This window comes from Streptomyces sp. NPDC046557 (genome assembly GCF_040645975.1).
In the GTDB taxonomy this organism is placed as follows: domain Bacteria; phylum Actinomycetota; class Actinomycetes; order Streptomycetales; family Streptomycetaceae; genus Streptomyces.
Genome location: NZ_JBEYZH010000006.1, coordinates 249,706 through 265,338, shown reverse-complemented (window position 1 = coordinate 265,338; position 15,633 = coordinate 249,706). Strand labels below are relative to the sequence as shown.

Here is a 15,633-nt window from a genome sequence, read left to right as displayed (position 1 = left end):
CTACGACTTCGACAAGTACCGCCGCCTGCTGTGGAAGCGCGGCATCAAACCCGTGATCGCGCGACGCGGCGTCGCCCACGGTTCCGGACTGGGCAGATCCGTTGGGTGGTCGAGCGTGCCTTCGCCTGGCTGCACCAGTTCAAACGGCTCCGCACCCGCTACGAACGACGCGCCGATCTCCACCAGGGACTGCTCGAACTGGCCTGCAGCCTCATATGCCTCCGCCGCCTGCGAACCTCATTTTGAAACGATCAGTAAGTGGGGGGGTCTACCAAGGCAGTTGGCCGACCGCCTCGGTCGTTGTGGGTGGTGACGACGTCGCGAGACAGAGTTGCCCACCGAATCCCGGGCGGACCACCCCGGAGCGCCCGATTCCCCAGCAAACATGAGCAACATTGGATAAACCCGCTTCGCGCCCCCCTGGCCCCACCTGAGCACCCCTGAATCGCCCGACACTCCTGCCCCAACCGAAGAGAATCGTTTCTCCAATCCCACCAGTCCGGACATGCCAAAAAGGGCCGCGTCCTCCGGGAATCCCACTGTCTCCCGGGCCTGCGACCCTGCGATGTCGTGTCGCGCCCCCTGTGCGCCCCGGCGCCGCCGGGGCTCATTCCCTCGCGCCCCGCCGGGGGGCGCCTTGGACGCGATCCGCGGCCGTGACCGGCCGGGCTCCAGCGCCCGCTGTTCTCCTCCGTCGTGCCGTGCCCGGCCCACGCCTACGCGGCGAGCCCCCACTGCCGCACACCGACCCGGGCGTGCCCACCAGCGACGACGGCCGCGGCCTGCGGGGCGGTTCCACCGGTGAGGGGCGACACGGTCGGCTGCCCGACGGCTCCCGCGGAACCACCCGCGGCGAGGGCCGTGGTCGAACGCCGGACAGAGGGGGTCTTGCCGTGCGCCTCGGCCCGGATCCGCTGCTTGATCGTGGGCGGCAGCGACCCTCCGCGCATCATCGCCCGCCACGTCCGCCGCGCCACCGGGGCCGGCCGGCGCCGAACCGCCGTGGTCGCGGGAGCGGTCTCGTCGGAGGGGGCGGCAGCAGCGGCCTTCGCCCCAAAGCCGAGCGCGGCGAACAGTGCCACGACCGCGGCGAGGACGACGGTCCAGAACGACGAGACGGTGCTGCGGAGAGCCATGACGGGTCCCTCATTTCGCGATGTTCCGAAGGGCGGATCTGAATACATTCGCCATGATGTTTCCGCAACCGGACGAACCCCACCACGCGCGCCGATCTTCCGACAAACACCACCCATAAGAACCAACCGGTGAAGAAGCACGGGCTTCCGGGCCGCAGAACGGCCCCTGACCAAGTCTCTTGGTCAGGGGCCGTTCACCTGCGGTGGGTGTGGGATTTGAACCCACGGTGACTCGCGCCACGACGGTTTTCAAGACCGTTCCCTTAGGCCGCTCGGGCAACCCACCTGGCCGGTACAGCGTACCGGGCGGTGAGGGTGGGTGGGGGCCGGGTCAGGCGGAATGGGGGCTGGTCGTAGGCATCGCCCCGGCCTCATACGGTGAGCAGGACGCCCCCGTAGGACACTCCGGCGACCACCACCCAGGCACCGAGGCCCAGCACTGCCGCCCGGCCACCGGTGCGGGCCAGGGTAGGGAGGTGGACGGCGGTCCCCAGACCGAACAGGGCTGCGGCCAGAAGTGCCTCCTGGGCGGTGTGCGCCCAGCCCAGGGCCGCGTGGGGCAGGAACCCGGTGGCGCGCAGCGCGGCCGCCAGCAGGAAGCCGACCACGAAGAGGGGCACCGGGGCGGGGCGTCGTCCCGAGGCGGTACGCACTCCGCGTCGCCGGGCCCGTACCGAGAACGCCACGGCCCCGACGAGCGGGGCCAGGAGCGCCACCCGCATGAGCTTGACGAGCACCGCCTCGCCGAGGGCGCCGGGTCCTGCCGTCTGCGCGGTGGCCACCACTTGGCCGACATCGTGGACGCTCGCGCCCACCCACCGGCCGAATCCCAGGTCAGACAGGCCCAAGGGGCCTTGGAGGAGCGGGAGTACAGCAATGGCCAACGTTCCACACAGAGTCACCAGGGCGACCGACGAGGCCACATCCTCCTCGTCACTTCCGGAGACCTCGCTCACCGCGCCGATCGCGGAGGCCCCGCAGATCGAGTAACCGGTGGCGATCAACAACGGCTGGTCCCCCGGCAGCCCCAGGCGACGGCCCAGCCACAGAGTGCCGAAGAAGGTGGCCGCGACCACCCCGCCGACCATCACCACCGTCGACCAGCCCAGCCGGAGCACTTGGTCCAGGCCCAAGCCCAACCCGAGCAGGACGATGCCGATCCGCATCAACCTCCGACCGGCCAGGGACAGTCCCGGGCGCGCGGGTCCTCGTACAACCGTCCGAGTGGCCGGAAGGTGGGCGACTGAGATGCCCAAGACCACCGACGCGGTCAACATCGGCACGGCCGGCACCACCAGATGCACGCACCACGCCAGGAGGGCGCCGGAGGCGGCGAGCGCCAGTCCGGGCCAAGAGGGAGGGAATGTTTCACGTGAAACACGAGCAGCTGGGGATGTTTCACGTGAAACATGGCGCAGCCGGTCCCACAGCGGATAGTGGGTGGGCCGGTTCAGCAGGGCCATCAGCCGGCCGGGATCGCGTAGACGCGGCGGACGCTGCTGCCCAGGCGGACGACGTCGGCGCCGTACACGTGGAGGGATATCGCCGTCGTACGACAGGAGTTGCGGACCTTGTGGATGTCGCCGGGCGGGGCGAAGCCACAGACGTCACCGGGTCCGTTGACCACTTCCTCAGTCACAACCAGGCGGGCGCCCGTCGTCGCCGTGGCCGGGGCCAGCCGGTAGCGGAGTTCGCTCTCGGCGCCTTCGTAGACGCCCGACACGCACCACGCGACGTGGTCATGGATCGCGGTCTCCTGGCCCGGTAGCCACACCAGTGCCACCACCGAGAAGCTGCCGTCCGGCTCGGCGTGCAGCACGTGCTGGCGGTATCGATCCGCGTGCCCCTCCCGCTGCTCGGGTGTGAGGAGATCATCCCTGTGCAGGTACGGGGCGAGCCGCTCACCGACGAGGTGGGCGGTCAGATCGGGTACGAGGCCACGCTCCACGACGGCGCGGATCTCACTGACGAGGGCGGCCATGCTCGTGGTCGTGCGGGCCGGTGTGGTGGTGGTCATACAGGGAGCGTCCGGGCAACCCGCCCATCACGTCCAACGACAGTTTCGACCCGAAATCCCAAGCTGTGTTTATGGATCGGCGGGTCGCGGCGCCCCTGCGTCAGCAGCCGACGCGGTTCTCCGCGACCCGTCTCAGCTCCTCCAGGACCACCGCCGTCGCCGGGATCCTCAGGTGGTCCCGGTACACGTACGCGGCGATGTGGCGGCGCGCGGCCGGCTGGAACGGCCGGCCGCAGACTTTGGTCAGCGAAAGCGAGGGAAGCACCAAGGCGGGCATCATCGCCACGCCCAAACCCTGTGCGACGAGACTCTGCACCACGAGGTTGTCGTCGGTGGCGAACCGGATGTCGGGCACGAAGCCGAGCTCCGCGCACTCGTGGAGCAGGTTGGCCCGGCAGCGCGGGCAGCCCGCGATCCATCGTTCCTCGGCCAGGTCGGCGAGGTGGACGGCCCGGCGCCTTGCCAAGGGGTGTCCGGTCGGCAGGAGCACCGTCAGCTGGTCCTCCAGCAGCTTGACCTCCGCGACCTCCTCCGGGACATCCTCGTGCAGCCCGGGATAGGTGAAGGTCAGCGTGATGTCGCACTCCCCGCGTTGCAGCCGCCGCAGCGACTCCGGCGGTTCCCCCTCCAGCAGCTCGACCTGAATGCCCGGGTGCTCCTTCGCCAGGCCGCTGAGCGCCTCGGGCACGAGGGTGACGTTCGCGCTGGGGAACCCGCAGAGGCGGACCCGCCCGGTGCGCAGCCGTGCGTACGCCTTCAGCTGTGCTTCGGCCGCCGAGAGGCTGCCGAGGATGGATTCGGCGTGCCGAGCCAGGGACTTCCCGGCCTCGGTGAGCTGCATCGTCCGGCCGACCCGGGTGAAGAGCGGGGTTCCGACGGCGCGTTCCAGCGCCTTCATCTGTTGGGTGATCGCGGGCTGGGTGTAGCCCAAGGCTCGCGCGGCCGCCGAGTAGGACCCGGAGGCGACCACTTCGTGGAATGTCCGTATGTGCCGAGAATCGAACACGAGGGAAGCATAAGTGGACGTTGGGAGGGGCCGTAGGCGGAATCCCGCCCACGGCCCCTCTCCATCAAGCCATTGACCAGCGTGCGTTGAGCGCCCGCCGGTGCCGTGCCTCCGGTCAGGGCTTGTCGCCCACCCGAGAACCGAGCGTGATGTCCACCGTGTTCGGCTTGCCGTCGCGCAGGTAGGTGAGCTTCACCGTGTCGCCCGGCTTGTACGTCCAGATCTCGCTGATCAGGGTCGGGCCGCTGTCAATCGGCTTGCCGCCGAACTGGGTGATGATGTCGCCGGGCTTGAGGCCCGCCTTGCCGGCCGGACCGTTGGGGTCGACCAGCTCGTTGGCGGACGCACCCTGCTCGGAGATCTTGGCCCCTTCGACCTTGGCCTGGAGGTCCACCGACACCGAGATGATCGGGTAGACCGGCTTGCCGGTCTTGATCAGCGACTGGGCGACGTTCTTGGCCTGGTTGATCGGGATGGCGAAACCGAGGCCGATAGAGCCGGCCTGGCCTCCACCGAACCCGCCGTTGCCGGCGGACTGGATCGCCGAGTTGATGCCGATGACCGCGCCGCGACCGTCGAGGAGCGGGCCGCCCGAGTTGCCCGGGTTGATCGAGGCATCGGTCTGCAGCGCGCTCATGTACGAGTTCTTGCCCCCGGAGCCGTCACCGGAGGCCACCGGGCGGTTCTTGGCGCTGATGATGCCGGTGGTGACCGTGTTGGACAGGCCGAACGGGGCACCGATGGCGATCGTCGAATCGCCGACGGCGACCTTGTCGGAGTCGCCCAGCGGAAGCGGCTTGAGTCCGGCCGGCGCGTTCTTGAGCTTGATCACGGCCACGTCGTAGCCCTGTGCCCGCCCGACCACCTCGGCGTCGTACTTCTTGCCGTTGGAGAAGGTCGCGGTCAGCTTGCCGCCGTTGGCGGCAGAGGCGACGACGTGGTTGTTGGTGAGGATGTGACCCTCTTCGTCGTAGACGAAGCCGGTGCCCGTGCCGCCTTCGCCGTCCCCGGCCGACGCCTCGATGGTGACCACGCTGGGGAGTGATCCGGCCGCCAGGCCCGCGACCGAGCCGGGCTCGCGCTTGAGATCCTTCGGCGTGCTGGCGGTGATCGTGGTCGAGACGGAACCGTCGTTGCCGCGCTCCGCCGCCCAGTAGCCGACGCCACCGCCGACACCGCCGGCGAGGAGCGCCGAGACGAGCACGGCCGCGATCAGGCCGCCCCGGCCCTTGGGCTTGGGACTCGCAGCGCCGTGCGCGGTCGGCGGTGCTCCCCAGGCGCCACCACCGTGTGCGCCGTCACCGCCGTACGCCGGGACGGTGGGCGGCGGCGGAGGCCACCCCTCGGCGCCGTGCGCCGCAGGGGCGGGAGCGTGCTCGTGCGGTACCTGGCCCTGAGGCGCCTGCCCGTACGGGTTCTGCGCGCCCGGGGGCGTCTGGCCGTAGCCGGGGGCGGCGGGCGGAGGCGCCGGCGCACGCGCCGGGATCTGCTGGGTCGGCTCGGTGCCGGTCGGGTGCGCCGGATGCTGCACCGAGGTCCTGTCGGAGGGCGCGGCACCCGTCTCGGCGGCCGAGGAGGACTCGCTGGTGGACGAAGCGGCCACGGGCACAGGGGGTGCGGACGGGGCCGCGGGGGGCGTCGGGGCCGCGGTGCCCTCGTTCTCGGTGCTCACAGCGCTCTCTCCTTGTTCACACACACGGCTTCTGGTGCTGGATATCTGGTGATACCGGTCCGACTGAACGTTCGACGTGCCGCACAAGTTCCAGTACAGAGCCTTTCCCATGACCCGTCAGAGCACTGTAAGCCGGACCTGTGCATCTCCGTCCATTCTTTATATCCGACATTTCACACACACCAGTAGTACTCACCCCGACGCGTGAGGCCCCCTCGGTGGCACCATGACCCGGTGACCCATGCAACGCCGCACCCCATTCAGGTCGTCGCCCACCGCGGCGCCTCGGAGGACGCCCCCGAGCACACCCTGGCCGCATACCGGAAAGCCATCGAAGACGGCGCCGACGGCCTCGAATGCGATGTCCGGCTCACCGCCGACGGCCACCTCGTGCTCGTCCACGACCGTCGGGTCAACCGCACCTCCAACGGCCGCGGCGCCGTCTCCGCCCTGGAACTGGCCGACCTCGCCGCCCTCGACTTCGGGTCGTGGAAGGACCGCGAGGAGTCGCCCGACTGGGACGCCGACCCCGAACGCACCTCCGTGCTCACCCTGGAGCGGCTGCTGGAGCTGGTCTCCGACGCCGGCCGCCCGGTGCAACTGGCGATCGAGACGAAACACCCCACCCGCTGGGCCGGACAGGTGGAAGAACGCCTCCTCTTCCTCCTCAAGCGTTTCGGGCTCGACGCACCGGCCACCGAGGGCCCGCACCCCGTCCGGGTCATGAGCTTCTCCCCCCGTTCCCTGCACCGGGTGCGTGCGGCCGCCCCGACGATTCCGACCGTCTACCTGATGCAGTTCATTTCGCCGCGCATGCGGGATGGGCGACTGCCGGCCGGGGTGAGCATCGCCGGGCCGGGACTGCGGATCGTGCGCAACCACCCCGGCTATGTCCGCAGGCTCCAGGCAGCGGGTCATCCCGTACACGTATGGACCGTAAACGAGCCCGAGGACGTTCAGCTCTGCGCTGATTTGGGCGTAGAAGCGATCATCACGAACAGACCGCGCCAGGTTCTGTCACAGCTGGGCCGCTGACGTCCCGTTTTGCCCACCCGCCGCCCCCGCCCCTCCCGTAACAGGGTGTGCACCGGCGCATCCGCTCCGCATTCGTCCGTGGTGAATGCGTCAGCGGCCTCCTCCGTGGCGGTTTCCGGTCCAGGCCAAGGGGGCATCCAGACCATGGCGTGGGGCTAAGGAGGTTCCGGGGGTGGCGTTGGTGATGGCACAGGAAGTGCCCACGTCGTCGTGCATGGGCGTACGCCATGGTCCTGCGGGCGTGGGCGAGGCGAGGCACCGGATGCGCGAAGAGTTGCGTATCAGCGGGGTGTCCGAATCGGTCGTGGACGACGCCGTTCTGATCCTTTCCGAACTGCTCAGCAACGCTTGCCGACACGGCCGGCCACTGGGCGCGCGGGAGGTCGGCGACGGGGAGATACGCGCCGCATGGGGCGTCGACAAGGCGGGACGACTGACAGTCGAGGTCACGGACGGCGGCGGGCCCACCCGTCCGGTCCCGGCCACTCCTTCGGTGACCGCACGGGGCGGTCGTGGGCTGAACATCATCAGCGCCCTGGCCCAGGACTGGGGTGTTCGGGACGGAGCGGCGGGTGAGGTCACGGTGTGGGTGATCGTCGCCTGTGGGACCCGGCACGAGGATTTCGCTACGCGCGTCGCGTCCCCGGCGATCGACTTCGGTACGGCCTTCGACGACCTCGATACCTGAGGAGTTCGCGGGGGCCCTCGAGGAGCCCATTCATCCGGCCGTCGCCAAGGCCCGTTCGGGGCCCGTTCGCGGAATCCCGACGGACGGCGGAGGGCGGCCGTCCGGGAGCGCACGCCGACCGTGCTCCCGGCCGCATCCCACCGGTTCCGGCGGTACCAACGGCTAGGCTCGCGCCCAGAACCGCCGTACCGCCGCAACCGGGAGACACCCACGATGGCAAAGAAGCGCCCCGCCGCGAAGACCGCGAAGCCGCAGCTCGACAACGGGGAAATCCCGGTGGTGGGCGCGCGGGAGCCCTGTCCCTGCGGATCCGGGCGCCGCTACAAGGCATGCCACGGCGCCGCGGCCGCGCACGCCGTCACCGAGCACGTGCGGCGCCCCTTCGAGGGCCTGCCGGGCGAGTGCGACTGGGTGGCGCTGCGCGAGCTCGTCCCCGCGGCCACCGTGCCGCTGACCCTCAAGGGCGGCCTGCCCGAGGGCGTCCCCTCCGTCACGCTGGTCACCGTCCTGCCGATGGCGTGGCCGGCCCTGCGCCGCGAGGACGGTTCCGTCCTGCTCGGCCTCCAGAACGACTCGACCACCGGGGACCTCGCCCGGGACATGGCGGACACGCTGGAGCGCGCTCTGACGGCCGAGCCGGGGTCTCCGGTTCCGGCGCGACGCGTACCGGCCGAGGGTCCCCGACTTCAGGATCTCCTGGACGCCGACGGCGTTTTCGAGCCGGTTGTGCACAGTGGCTTCGAATTCTGGATTCCGGACGCGGAGAGCGCTCAGAACGCCTCCGCGGAGGTCGCCGCCTCGCTGGAACGGGCCAACGCCGCGGCCATCCCGACGGTCAAGCTGACCGGCGTGGACGCCGCCTACTGGTGCGAGACCCCCGAGAAGAACCACCTGCGATGGGTCATGCCGCACCCCGAGGAGAAGCTGCTGGACGCCCTGGCGCGGCTGCACGCGGCCGGCACCTCCTCGCTGGGCGAAGGCACCAAGCTCGTCGGGTCGTTCCGCGCCCACGGCTTGATGGTCCCCGTGTGGGACCTGCCCACCGGCGTCTCGGCGGACGACGTGGAGAAGCCCGCCGCAGAGCTCGCGGAGCGCCTGGCAGCGGCCCTGGCGACGGATGCCCCGCTGACCCCCGAGGAGCGCCGGGCGCGCGGGGGGCTCACCAACCGTCAGGTGACCCTCAGCTGACCTCGCCGCGCCCCCGAGGGGCCCGGTGACCGGAGTCACAACTCCCGCTCGCCGCCTGCAAATCGCTGTCTGAATATCAGAGATCGAATTTGCGAACAGGCGATCTCTTGTTACGGTTCTTGTAGCCCGGTCGCTGGTGCATCCCCCGTCGCCAGCGACCGGGCCCTTCCATTTCCGGTGGTGCTCAACCACCCTTCGGTGCCGGTGCGTTGCTCCCGGACCGCAGCAGCAGTGCACCTTCATCATCCGGAACTGCAAACTCCGCTACGGCCGAGTAACCGCTCACGGCACCCGCCGACGCCTCCCTCGGCGTCTCGCACAATCCCGGCTCGTCCCCCGCTCCCACTGCGCAGCGGATCTGCACCGTGCGCCCCGCCGGCCCCATCACCGTCAGCACGGCGTCCAGGGGGCGGCCGCTGGTGTTGCGGTAGTAGCTGCGACCCCAGGTGCTGCCCTCGCTCACCAGGACGCAGGTCTGGGCCTCCAGGCCCTGCGGCGAAGTGAGTTCGGGGCCGCACCGCGAGTCCGTACGGGGTTGCTCCGGCGGCCCCGGCTGGGCGTGGCGGGCGACGCCCCGCGCCGTGTCCGACGTACGCGAAGGGTCGGAAAGGCCGAGCGAGGAGAGCAACCCGCCCGCCTTTCCGTCGCCCTGACCGGCGAAATCCGGCCCGGCGATCGCTCCCGCAAGGGGAAGCGACAAGATGAGCAGCACACCGGCACCGATACCGATCAGGCGGAGATTCATTCGCCGAAGATAGCGATGCGGGAATGGGGCACGGAGATCCCCGCGCCCAATTCCCCTGCAAACCGGCCCCGCCAACACCCGTAAGAGTGATCCGGCGGGCGCGCGGCAGCAGTAAGGGGCCGTGTCAGTACGCGAGCCGGCTCCCGCCGCCCGGCGCTCCGCTGCTCGCCTCCACCAACGCGTGCACGAGCTCCTCGACCTCCGGCAGCCACAGGCCCTGCGACCCGGTGGACGGCTCGCGCTCCCAGCGGACCTCTCCGCCACCGGAGGCGGGGGAGGGCGGCAGGAGCAGGTAGCCGCCCTCGCCGTGGAAGCGGAGCGAGGAGGGCACGTGGTCCTTGGCGTAGAGGAGTTCGCCGAGCCGCTCCAGCGAATACGGAGCCACCAGGAGCGACCACCGGGTGGGCGTCGCGACGATCGGGCCCAGTCGCATGCCCTGCGCGTCCAGCCGTACGACGGCACGCGCGGCCGCGCCGGCCGGGAGGCTGACCGCGCACGGCGCCGCGCCGCCGGTGGCCATGAGGACCGGGGCGGCCGGCCGCCGGGACCACCACCAGGCCACCATCTTGGGGTCGGTGGTCGCCGCGAGCAGCCCGGGGTCGAAGGGGTGCGCGCCGGGCACCACGCAGTCGGGGTCGGGGCAGGCGCACCGGGCGCTGTCGGCACCGGCCCGTCCCACACCGGGCAGCACGGGCCACCGCCGTACGGTCGCGCAGGTCAGCGCCGCGTCGAGCAGGGAAGCGGCGCCGCCGTCCGGGTTCCGGGCGGCGGGAGAGGTCGGGAATCGGGATGTCAAGCGATCGCGGAGCCGCTGGAGACGCCTTCCGAGGATCTCGCGCATGAGCGCTCGTTCCTTTCCGTTGAACGCCGAGGGCCACATCACACCACGTAAGCGGTGTTTCACCACACGTACACGTTTAGCGCCACTGTCCGTCGGAAGCAGGTTCACACGGTTCGTGCAGTTTTCTTACGGGTCCATCCAACGTACGGCGGGGCCGAGCGCGACCCCCACCGGTAACCGAAACCGGCTGCCACCGATATCGGGACCGGCCGCCACCGGTGAGGAGACCGGCCGCCGCCGCTAAGGACGACGGCGGGCGCCGAGCGGTTCCCGGCGGATGCCGGGGGGCGTCAACTGACCCCGGGCACCACCGTTTACGTACCCGGACCCGCTGGGACGCCCGCTCAGTCGATCGCAAAAACCGTCTGCTTCCCGCTTTTTCCGGCCAAGTTTTGACCTTGGCCGGACAGCGAGTTGTGAACTTGCGGACACCAGGATTCCCAGCTGGGCAATGCTGGACATCGATCCTCGTGTGCGTGTAGATGTGGAGCCATTGATGGCGGCGCAGCACGATCTGGGGGTTTGCGATGCTATATGGCGAATCGCACCAGGTGGAAAGGCGGACGCCATGAGCGCCTCGCATCTGCCGAAAGTGGCTGGAATCGATCCGGCAGTTACCGCGTCACCGCACACTGCGGCGCCCACCGCGGCCGCATCCACACGCACCACCGCCCCCGCCCCGACCGTGCCGCCCGCCGCGAGCACCGTCATCCAGGACCGGCTGGCGGGCATGGTCTCCGACCTGACCACCCTCCACGAGCTGACCGAACGCCTCGCGCGGGCCGTCGATCTCGACGCCTCCCTGCGCGAATTCGTGCGGGCCGGCGCGGCACTCGTCGGGGCCCGCCGCGGCCTGGTCGTCCTGGAGCCGTCCGACGGGCTCGGGCCCAGCACCACCATCGGTCTCGGACTCGGCCGCGCGGACCTCGGCCACATCGAAACCGTGCCGCGCAGCGCCACCTCCTACGGCCGCATCCTCGACGGGCTGCCGGACGCGTTGGGCGGCTCCGACGTGCTGCCGGAACCCGGCGTCGCACCGGGGACGGGCGCGTTCGCCACTGCCGTCGACCCCCGCCACCGCGAGGTCGCCGCCCGACTGGGCTACGCCGCCAGCTACGCCCTGCCGCTGGCCGCCGAAGCCACCGGCCGGCTCGGCGCGGCCGTCTGGCTCTACGACGAGCAGGCCGAACCGAGCGAACGCCAACGCGACCTCGTCGGGCTCTATGTCCGGCACGCCGCCGAGCACCTGGCCCGGATGATGGAGGTCGAGCGCTCCCGCTCCCGGCTGGCCACCGTCGCCGAGGAGTTGTTGCCCAGCCGACTGCCCCGGATCGCCGGGGTGCAGCTCGCGGCCCGGCACCACACCGGACCGCGCGGCGGGGGTGACTGGTATGACGCGCTGCCGCTGCCCGAGGGCGCGATGGGGCTGGCCGTTGGCTCCGTCAGCGGCTCGGGGCCGAGCGCGGTCGCGGCGATGGGGCGCATGCGGGCCTCGCTGCGCGCGTACGCGGTCATGGAGGGCGAGGACCCGGTCGCCGTGCTGTCCGACCTCGAACTGCTGCTGCGGCTGACCGAGCCCGCGCGCTCGGCGACCGCCCTCTTCGCCTACTGCGAGCCGGCTTCCCGCAAGATGATCCTGGCCGGGGCGGGCCATGCCCCGCCGCTGCTCATCGGTGAGCGGCGCACGGAGTACGTGGAGACCTCGCTGTCGGCGCCACTCGGCATGTTGGCCTGCTGGGAGGCGCCGAGCGTGGAGATCGAACCCGCGCCCGGAGAAACGGTGCTGCTGTACACCGACGGGCTGCTTCGACGTACCGGCGACCCCATGGACCGGGCGTACGCACGGCTGCACGCAGCGGCCGCGGGGGTTCCGCGCAGCGCCCGGGACGACCCGGCGGCCATCTGCGACCACATCCTGCGCACGGTCTTCCCGCAGGCGGACGGCGTCGAGAGGGAAGGCGTCTACCCGGGCGGCGCGGCCGGTGCGGGCGGTGCGGGCGGTGCGGGCGGTGGCGACCCGGCCGAGGACATCGTCCTGCTCGCGGCCCGGTTTGACTGATTTGTCACATGGCCCGGCAGGGGTCTTCCGCTCACCCATACGATGGATGAGGTCCACACCCGGTCCGTTCTGTCGTAGCTGAGGAGAAGACGTGGCTGACGAGCTCACCCCGGAGACCCCGGAAGAAGAGCAGCCCCAGAAGAAGCACAAGCAGCGCAAGAACGCGCTGTACCCGGGCGTCAGCGAGGAACTCGCGGAGAACATGCGCACAGGCTGGGCCGACACGGAGCTGCGCGGGCTGGAGCCGATCGCCCAGGCAGCCCACACCGCCGCGCGCCGTGCCGCCCTGTCCGCACGCTTCCCCGGCGAGCGGCTGGTCGTGCCCGCGGGCCGGTTGAAGACCCGCTCGAACGACACCGAGTACCCCTTCCGGGCGTCGACCGAGTACGCGTACCTCACGGGCGACCAGGCCGAGAACGGCGTCCTGGTGCTGGAGCCCACGGGCGAGACCGGCCACACCGCGACCGTCTACCTGCTGCCCCGCTCCGACCGCGAGAACGGCGAGTTCTGGCTGTCCGGCCAGGGCGAGCTGTGGGTCGGCCGCCGCCACTCCCTCGCCGAGGCCGAGCAGCTCCTGGGCCTCCCGGCGAAGGACGTCCGCGAGCTGCCCGAGGCCCTCGCCGAGGCCACCGGCCCGGTCCGCTTCCTGCGCGGCCACGACGCCGTCATCGAGAAGGCACTGACCGACAAGGTCACCGCCGAGCGCGACGAAGAGCTGCGCGTCTACCTGTCCGAGGCCCGCGCCGTGAAGGACGAGTTCGAGATCGGCGAGCTGCAGAAGGCCGTCGACTCCACCGTCCGCGGTTTCGAGGACGTGGTGAAGGTCCTCGACGAGGCGGAGGCGACCTCCGAGCGCTACATCGAGGGCACCTTCTTCCTGCGCGCCCGCGTCGAGGGCAACGACGTCGGCTACGGCTCCATCTGCGCCGCCGGTCCGCACGCCTGCACCCTGCACTGGGTCCGCAACGACGGCGACGTCCGCTCCGGCGACCTGCTGCTGCTCGACGCCGGCGTGGAGACGCACTCCCTCTACACCGCCGATGTCACGCGCACCCTGCCGATCAACGGCACGTACACCGACATCCAGCGCAAGATCTACGACGCGGTCTACGAGTCCCAGGAAGCCGGCATCGCCGCGGTGAAGCCGGGCGCCAAGTTCCGCGACTTCCACGACGCCTCGCAGCGCGTGCTGGCGGAGAAGCTCGTCGAGTGGGGCCTGGTGGAGGGCCCGGTCGAGCGGGTGCTGGAACTCGGTCTCCAGCGGCGTTGGACGCTGCACGGCACGGGCCACATGCTCGGCATGGACGTCCACGACTGCGCCGCCGCGCGCACCGAGGCGTACGTCGACGGCACTCTGGAGCCCGGCATGTGCCTGACCGTCGAGCCCGGTCTGTACTTCCAGGCCGACGACCTGACCGTGCCGGAGGAGTACCGCGGCATCGGCGTGCGGATCGAGGACGACATCCTCGTCACCGAGGACGGCAACCGGAACATGTCGGCCGGCCTGCCCCGCGCCTCGGACGAGGTCGAGGCGTGGATGGCGCGCCTCAAGGGCTGATCGGCCGATCGGCCGGCGTACCTCCTGCGCGTAGGTCGCAAGCTCGCCTGGGCGGGTCCCCCTCGGGGGCCCGCCCACCGGCGTCTAGGAAACCTTGAGCAGCGCGCCCTCGCGCCACTTGAGGACCTTGTCGAAACTGACCACCGCGCCCCGGCCCGGGCGGTTGCGCAGGCGTACGTGGTCGGAGAGCTCCGCGATCAGCCCCAGGCCCCGGCCGTGTTCCTTCTCGGACGGCCCGGCGGGCCGGGGTCTGTGCCCGGCGACCGTCGAGGGCGGGAAGCCCGGACCCGAGTCGGTCACCTCGATGCGGCAACGGTCGCCGTCCAGATAGGCCGTCACCCGGTACTCGGCGCAGACCGCCGGGTCCGGCATTCCGACGCGTGGCGTGTCGGCGGCCGGGCCGCCGTGTTCGACCGCGTTCGCACACGCCTCGCTCAGCGCCACCGACAGGTCGAAGCAGATGTCCGGGTCCACCCCCGCGGTCTCCATCGTCCCGAGCAGAAGTCGCCTGGCGAGCGGCACGCTCGCGGCTTCGCGCCTCAAGTGGAGAGACCACCAGATGCTCATACGGTTACCTATTGCCGTCCTCCGTCACCCGTAAGCCCCCGGCGGCCGTCGGAGCCCTCATTCGGCCGATGCGGCTCTCCCGACCGCCGGTGTATGAGGTCGTGAGGGAGCGACAGGCGGTCGGGGCGACGGGCCGAACGCGGGACGTCCGCGGGTCGACCGCTTGAACCCCGCTCGGGCGCCCGTGGGGACGCATGGGATCTTCCGGACCTGCCGTATGGCGGTCCCGGGGGCAGTGCGATGATGGCCCGGCCATGACTGCCCCCCACGCGACGCGGGCCGGAGCGGGCCTCCGGATGATACGGGCCGCGGTGTTCACCGCGGTCTGCGTCGTGTTGTCCGCGATCGGACACGCCGTGGCGTCCTGCGCCACCGTGCCGTGGTGGACCCTCGCACTGGGCTTCCTCGCCCTCTTCGTGATCGCCGCCCCGCTCGCGGGTCGCAGGCGTTCACTGCCCGGCATCGCCGCCGGGCTCGCCGTCGGCCAGGTGACACTGCACGCGGTGTTCGGCCTCGGTCAGCACGGCGTCGTGGCGCCGACCGCCGCCGGCGCCTCGGATTCCTCTTTGGCCGCGCTCGCCGCGCAGTTGGTCTGCGGGGGCAACTCCGTACCGCTCAGCCCGCAAGACGCCCGGCTGATCCTGGAGACCGCCGGACTGGATCCGGCCGTCATGGCCGCGCATGGGCACATGGCGCACGCGCACATGGCCCACGCCCCGCAGACCGCCCTGTTCAGCCCCGCCATGCTGATCGGCCACCTGTTGGCCGCGCTCGCCGCGGGCTGGTTGCTCGGGCGCGGCGACGCCGCACTGTTCCGGCTCGTCGAGTTGTCCCGGCTGTCCGCCGAGGCCGACCCGGTACGTCCACTGCGTACCGCCCTGGCCCTGGTACGAGCCCTCGTCTCCGGTCTGCCGGGCGCGCCGGGACGCCTGACACGGACTCCTCGGGGAGTGGCTGCCCCGGACGTCTCCACCGGTCGTGGAGCGCTCCAACACACAGTGATCAGGCGCGGGCCGCCGACGGCGGCCCTCACCCTCGCAGCCTGACACGGCACCTCCACCCCGGGACATCACGGGACACCGGTGCCGTGAACCTCGCGCGCGCCCGCACGCGGGGCCATG

The 15,633-nt window shown here is 71.1% G+C and carries 15 protein-coding genes and 1 tRNA gene; 7 read left to right on the top strand and 9 right to left on the bottom strand.

Annotated features, from left to right (window positions below):
• Nucleotides 1–30: 30 nt before the first annotated feature.
• Nucleotides 31–246, top strand: a complete 216-nt coding sequence (locus tag ABZ934_RS15940) for a transposase (protein WP_361312992.1) — start codon at nt 31–33, stop codon at nt 244–246.
• Nucleotides 247–716: 470 nt separating this feature from the next.
• Here the strand turns inward: ABZ934_RS15940 and ABZ934_RS15935 are convergent, their stop codons facing one another.
• From ABZ934_RS15935 to ABZ934_RS15910, 6 genes are all read right to left on the bottom strand, one after another.
• Complete coding sequence (locus tag ABZ934_RS15935) at nt 717–1,136, bottom strand: DUF6344 domain-containing protein (RefSeq protein WP_361312964.1); 420 nt, start codon at nt 1,134–1,136, stop codon at nt 717–719.
• A gap of 201 nt (nt 1,137–1,337) precedes the next feature.
• Nucleotides 1,338–1,422, bottom strand: a tRNA-Ser gene (locus ABZ934_RS15930).
• 85 nt (nt 1,423–1,507) lie between these two features.
• Nucleotides 1,508–2,599: a putative sulfate exporter family transporter gene (locus ABZ934_RS15925; protein ID WP_361312962.1), complete on the bottom strand. Its 1,092-nt coding sequence runs from the start codon at nt 2,597–2,599 to the stop codon at nt 1,508–1,510.
• Nucleotides 2,599–3,153, bottom strand: a complete 555-nt coding sequence (locus ABZ934_RS15920; protein ID WP_361312960.1) for a cysteine dioxygenase family protein — start codon at nt 3,151–3,153, stop codon at nt 2,599–2,601. The genes ABZ934_RS15925 and ABZ934_RS15920 overlap by 1 nt, the downstream gene beginning before the upstream one ends.
• 100 nt (nt 3,154–3,253) lie before the next feature.
• Complete coding sequence (locus ABZ934_RS15915) at nt 3,254–4,159, bottom strand: LysR family transcriptional regulator (RefSeq protein WP_361312958.1); 906 nt, start codon at nt 4,157–4,159, stop codon at nt 3,254–3,256.
• Between the two features lie 115 nt (nt 4,160–4,274).
• A complete protein-coding gene (locus tag ABZ934_RS15910) occupies nt 4,275–5,831 on the bottom strand; it encodes a trypsin-like peptidase domain-containing protein (protein WP_361312956.1) in 1,557 nt (518 codons plus the stop codon).
• A gap of 234 nt (nt 5,832–6,065) precedes the next feature.
• Here ABZ934_RS15910 and ABZ934_RS15905 point away from each other — a divergent pair, with 234 nt between their 5' ends.
• The 3 genes from ABZ934_RS15905 to ABZ934_RS15895 all read left to right on the top strand — a co-directional run bounded on the left by ABZ934_RS15905 (nt 6,066) and on the right by ABZ934_RS15895 (nt 8,742).
• A complete protein-coding gene (locus ABZ934_RS15905) occupies nt 6,066–6,866 on the top strand; it encodes a glycerophosphodiester phosphodiesterase (RefSeq protein ID WP_361312955.1) in 801 nt (266 codons plus the stop codon).
• Nucleotides 6,867–6,951: 85 nt separating this feature from the next.
• Nucleotides 6,952–7,554 (top strand): ATP-binding protein, encoded by a 603-nt coding sequence (locus ABZ934_RS15900; RefSeq protein WP_361312953.1) that lies wholly within the window; start codon nt 6,952–6,954, stop codon nt 7,552–7,554.
• A gap of 213 nt (nt 7,555–7,767) precedes the next feature.
• Nucleotides 7,768–8,742 (top strand): DUF5926 family protein, encoded by a 975-nt coding sequence (locus ABZ934_RS15895; protein ID WP_361312952.1) that lies wholly within the window; start codon nt 7,768–7,770, stop codon nt 8,740–8,742.
• 184 nt (nt 8,743–8,926) lie between these two features.
• Here the strand turns inward: ABZ934_RS15895 and ABZ934_RS15890 are convergent, their stop codons facing one another.
• Both ABZ934_RS15890 and ABZ934_RS15885 read right to left on the bottom strand, forming a co-directional pair.
• Nucleotides 8,927–9,487: a hypothetical protein gene (locus ABZ934_RS15890; protein WP_361312951.1), complete on the bottom strand. Its 561-nt coding sequence runs from the start codon at nt 9,485–9,487 to the stop codon at nt 8,927–8,929.
• A gap of 124 nt (nt 9,488–9,611) precedes the next feature.
• Complete coding sequence (locus ABZ934_RS15885) at nt 9,612–10,328, bottom strand: bifunctional DNA primase/polymerase (RefSeq protein ID WP_361312950.1); 717 nt, start codon at nt 10,326–10,328, stop codon at nt 9,612–9,614.
• Between the two features lie 451 nt (nt 10,329–10,779).
• Here ABZ934_RS15885 and ABZ934_RS15880 point away from each other — a divergent pair, with 451 nt between their 5' ends.
• Nucleotides 10,780–12,387 carry a PP2C family protein-serine/threonine phosphatase gene (locus ABZ934_RS15880; protein WP_361312949.1) on the top strand — a complete coding sequence of 536 codons (1,608 nt, stop codon included), beginning with the start codon at nt 10,780–10,782 and terminating at the stop codon, nt 12,385–12,387.
• A gap of 91 nt (nt 12,388–12,478) precedes the next feature.
• Nucleotides 12,479–13,945 carry an aminopeptidase P family protein gene (locus ABZ934_RS15875; RefSeq protein ID WP_361312947.1) on the top strand — a complete coding sequence of 489 codons (1,467 nt, stop codon included), beginning with the start codon at nt 12,479–12,481 and terminating at the stop codon, nt 13,943–13,945.
• 84 nt (nt 13,946–14,029) lie between these two features.
• Here ABZ934_RS15875 and ABZ934_RS15870 read toward each other — a convergent pair whose 3' ends face one another.
• Nucleotides 14,030–14,512, bottom strand: coding sequence for an ATP-binding protein (locus tag ABZ934_RS15870; protein ID WP_361312945.1), 483 nt, complete (start codon nt 14,510–14,512; stop codon nt 14,030–14,032).
• 254 nt (nt 14,513–14,766) lie between these two features.
• Here ABZ934_RS15870 and ABZ934_RS15865 point away from each other — a divergent pair, with 254 nt between their 5' ends.
• Nucleotides 14,767–15,558 carry a hypothetical protein gene (locus ABZ934_RS15865; protein WP_361312944.1) on the top strand — a complete coding sequence of 264 codons (792 nt, stop codon included), beginning with the start codon at nt 14,767–14,769 and terminating at the stop codon, nt 15,556–15,558.
• Nucleotides 15,559–15,633 lie beyond the last annotated feature (75 nt).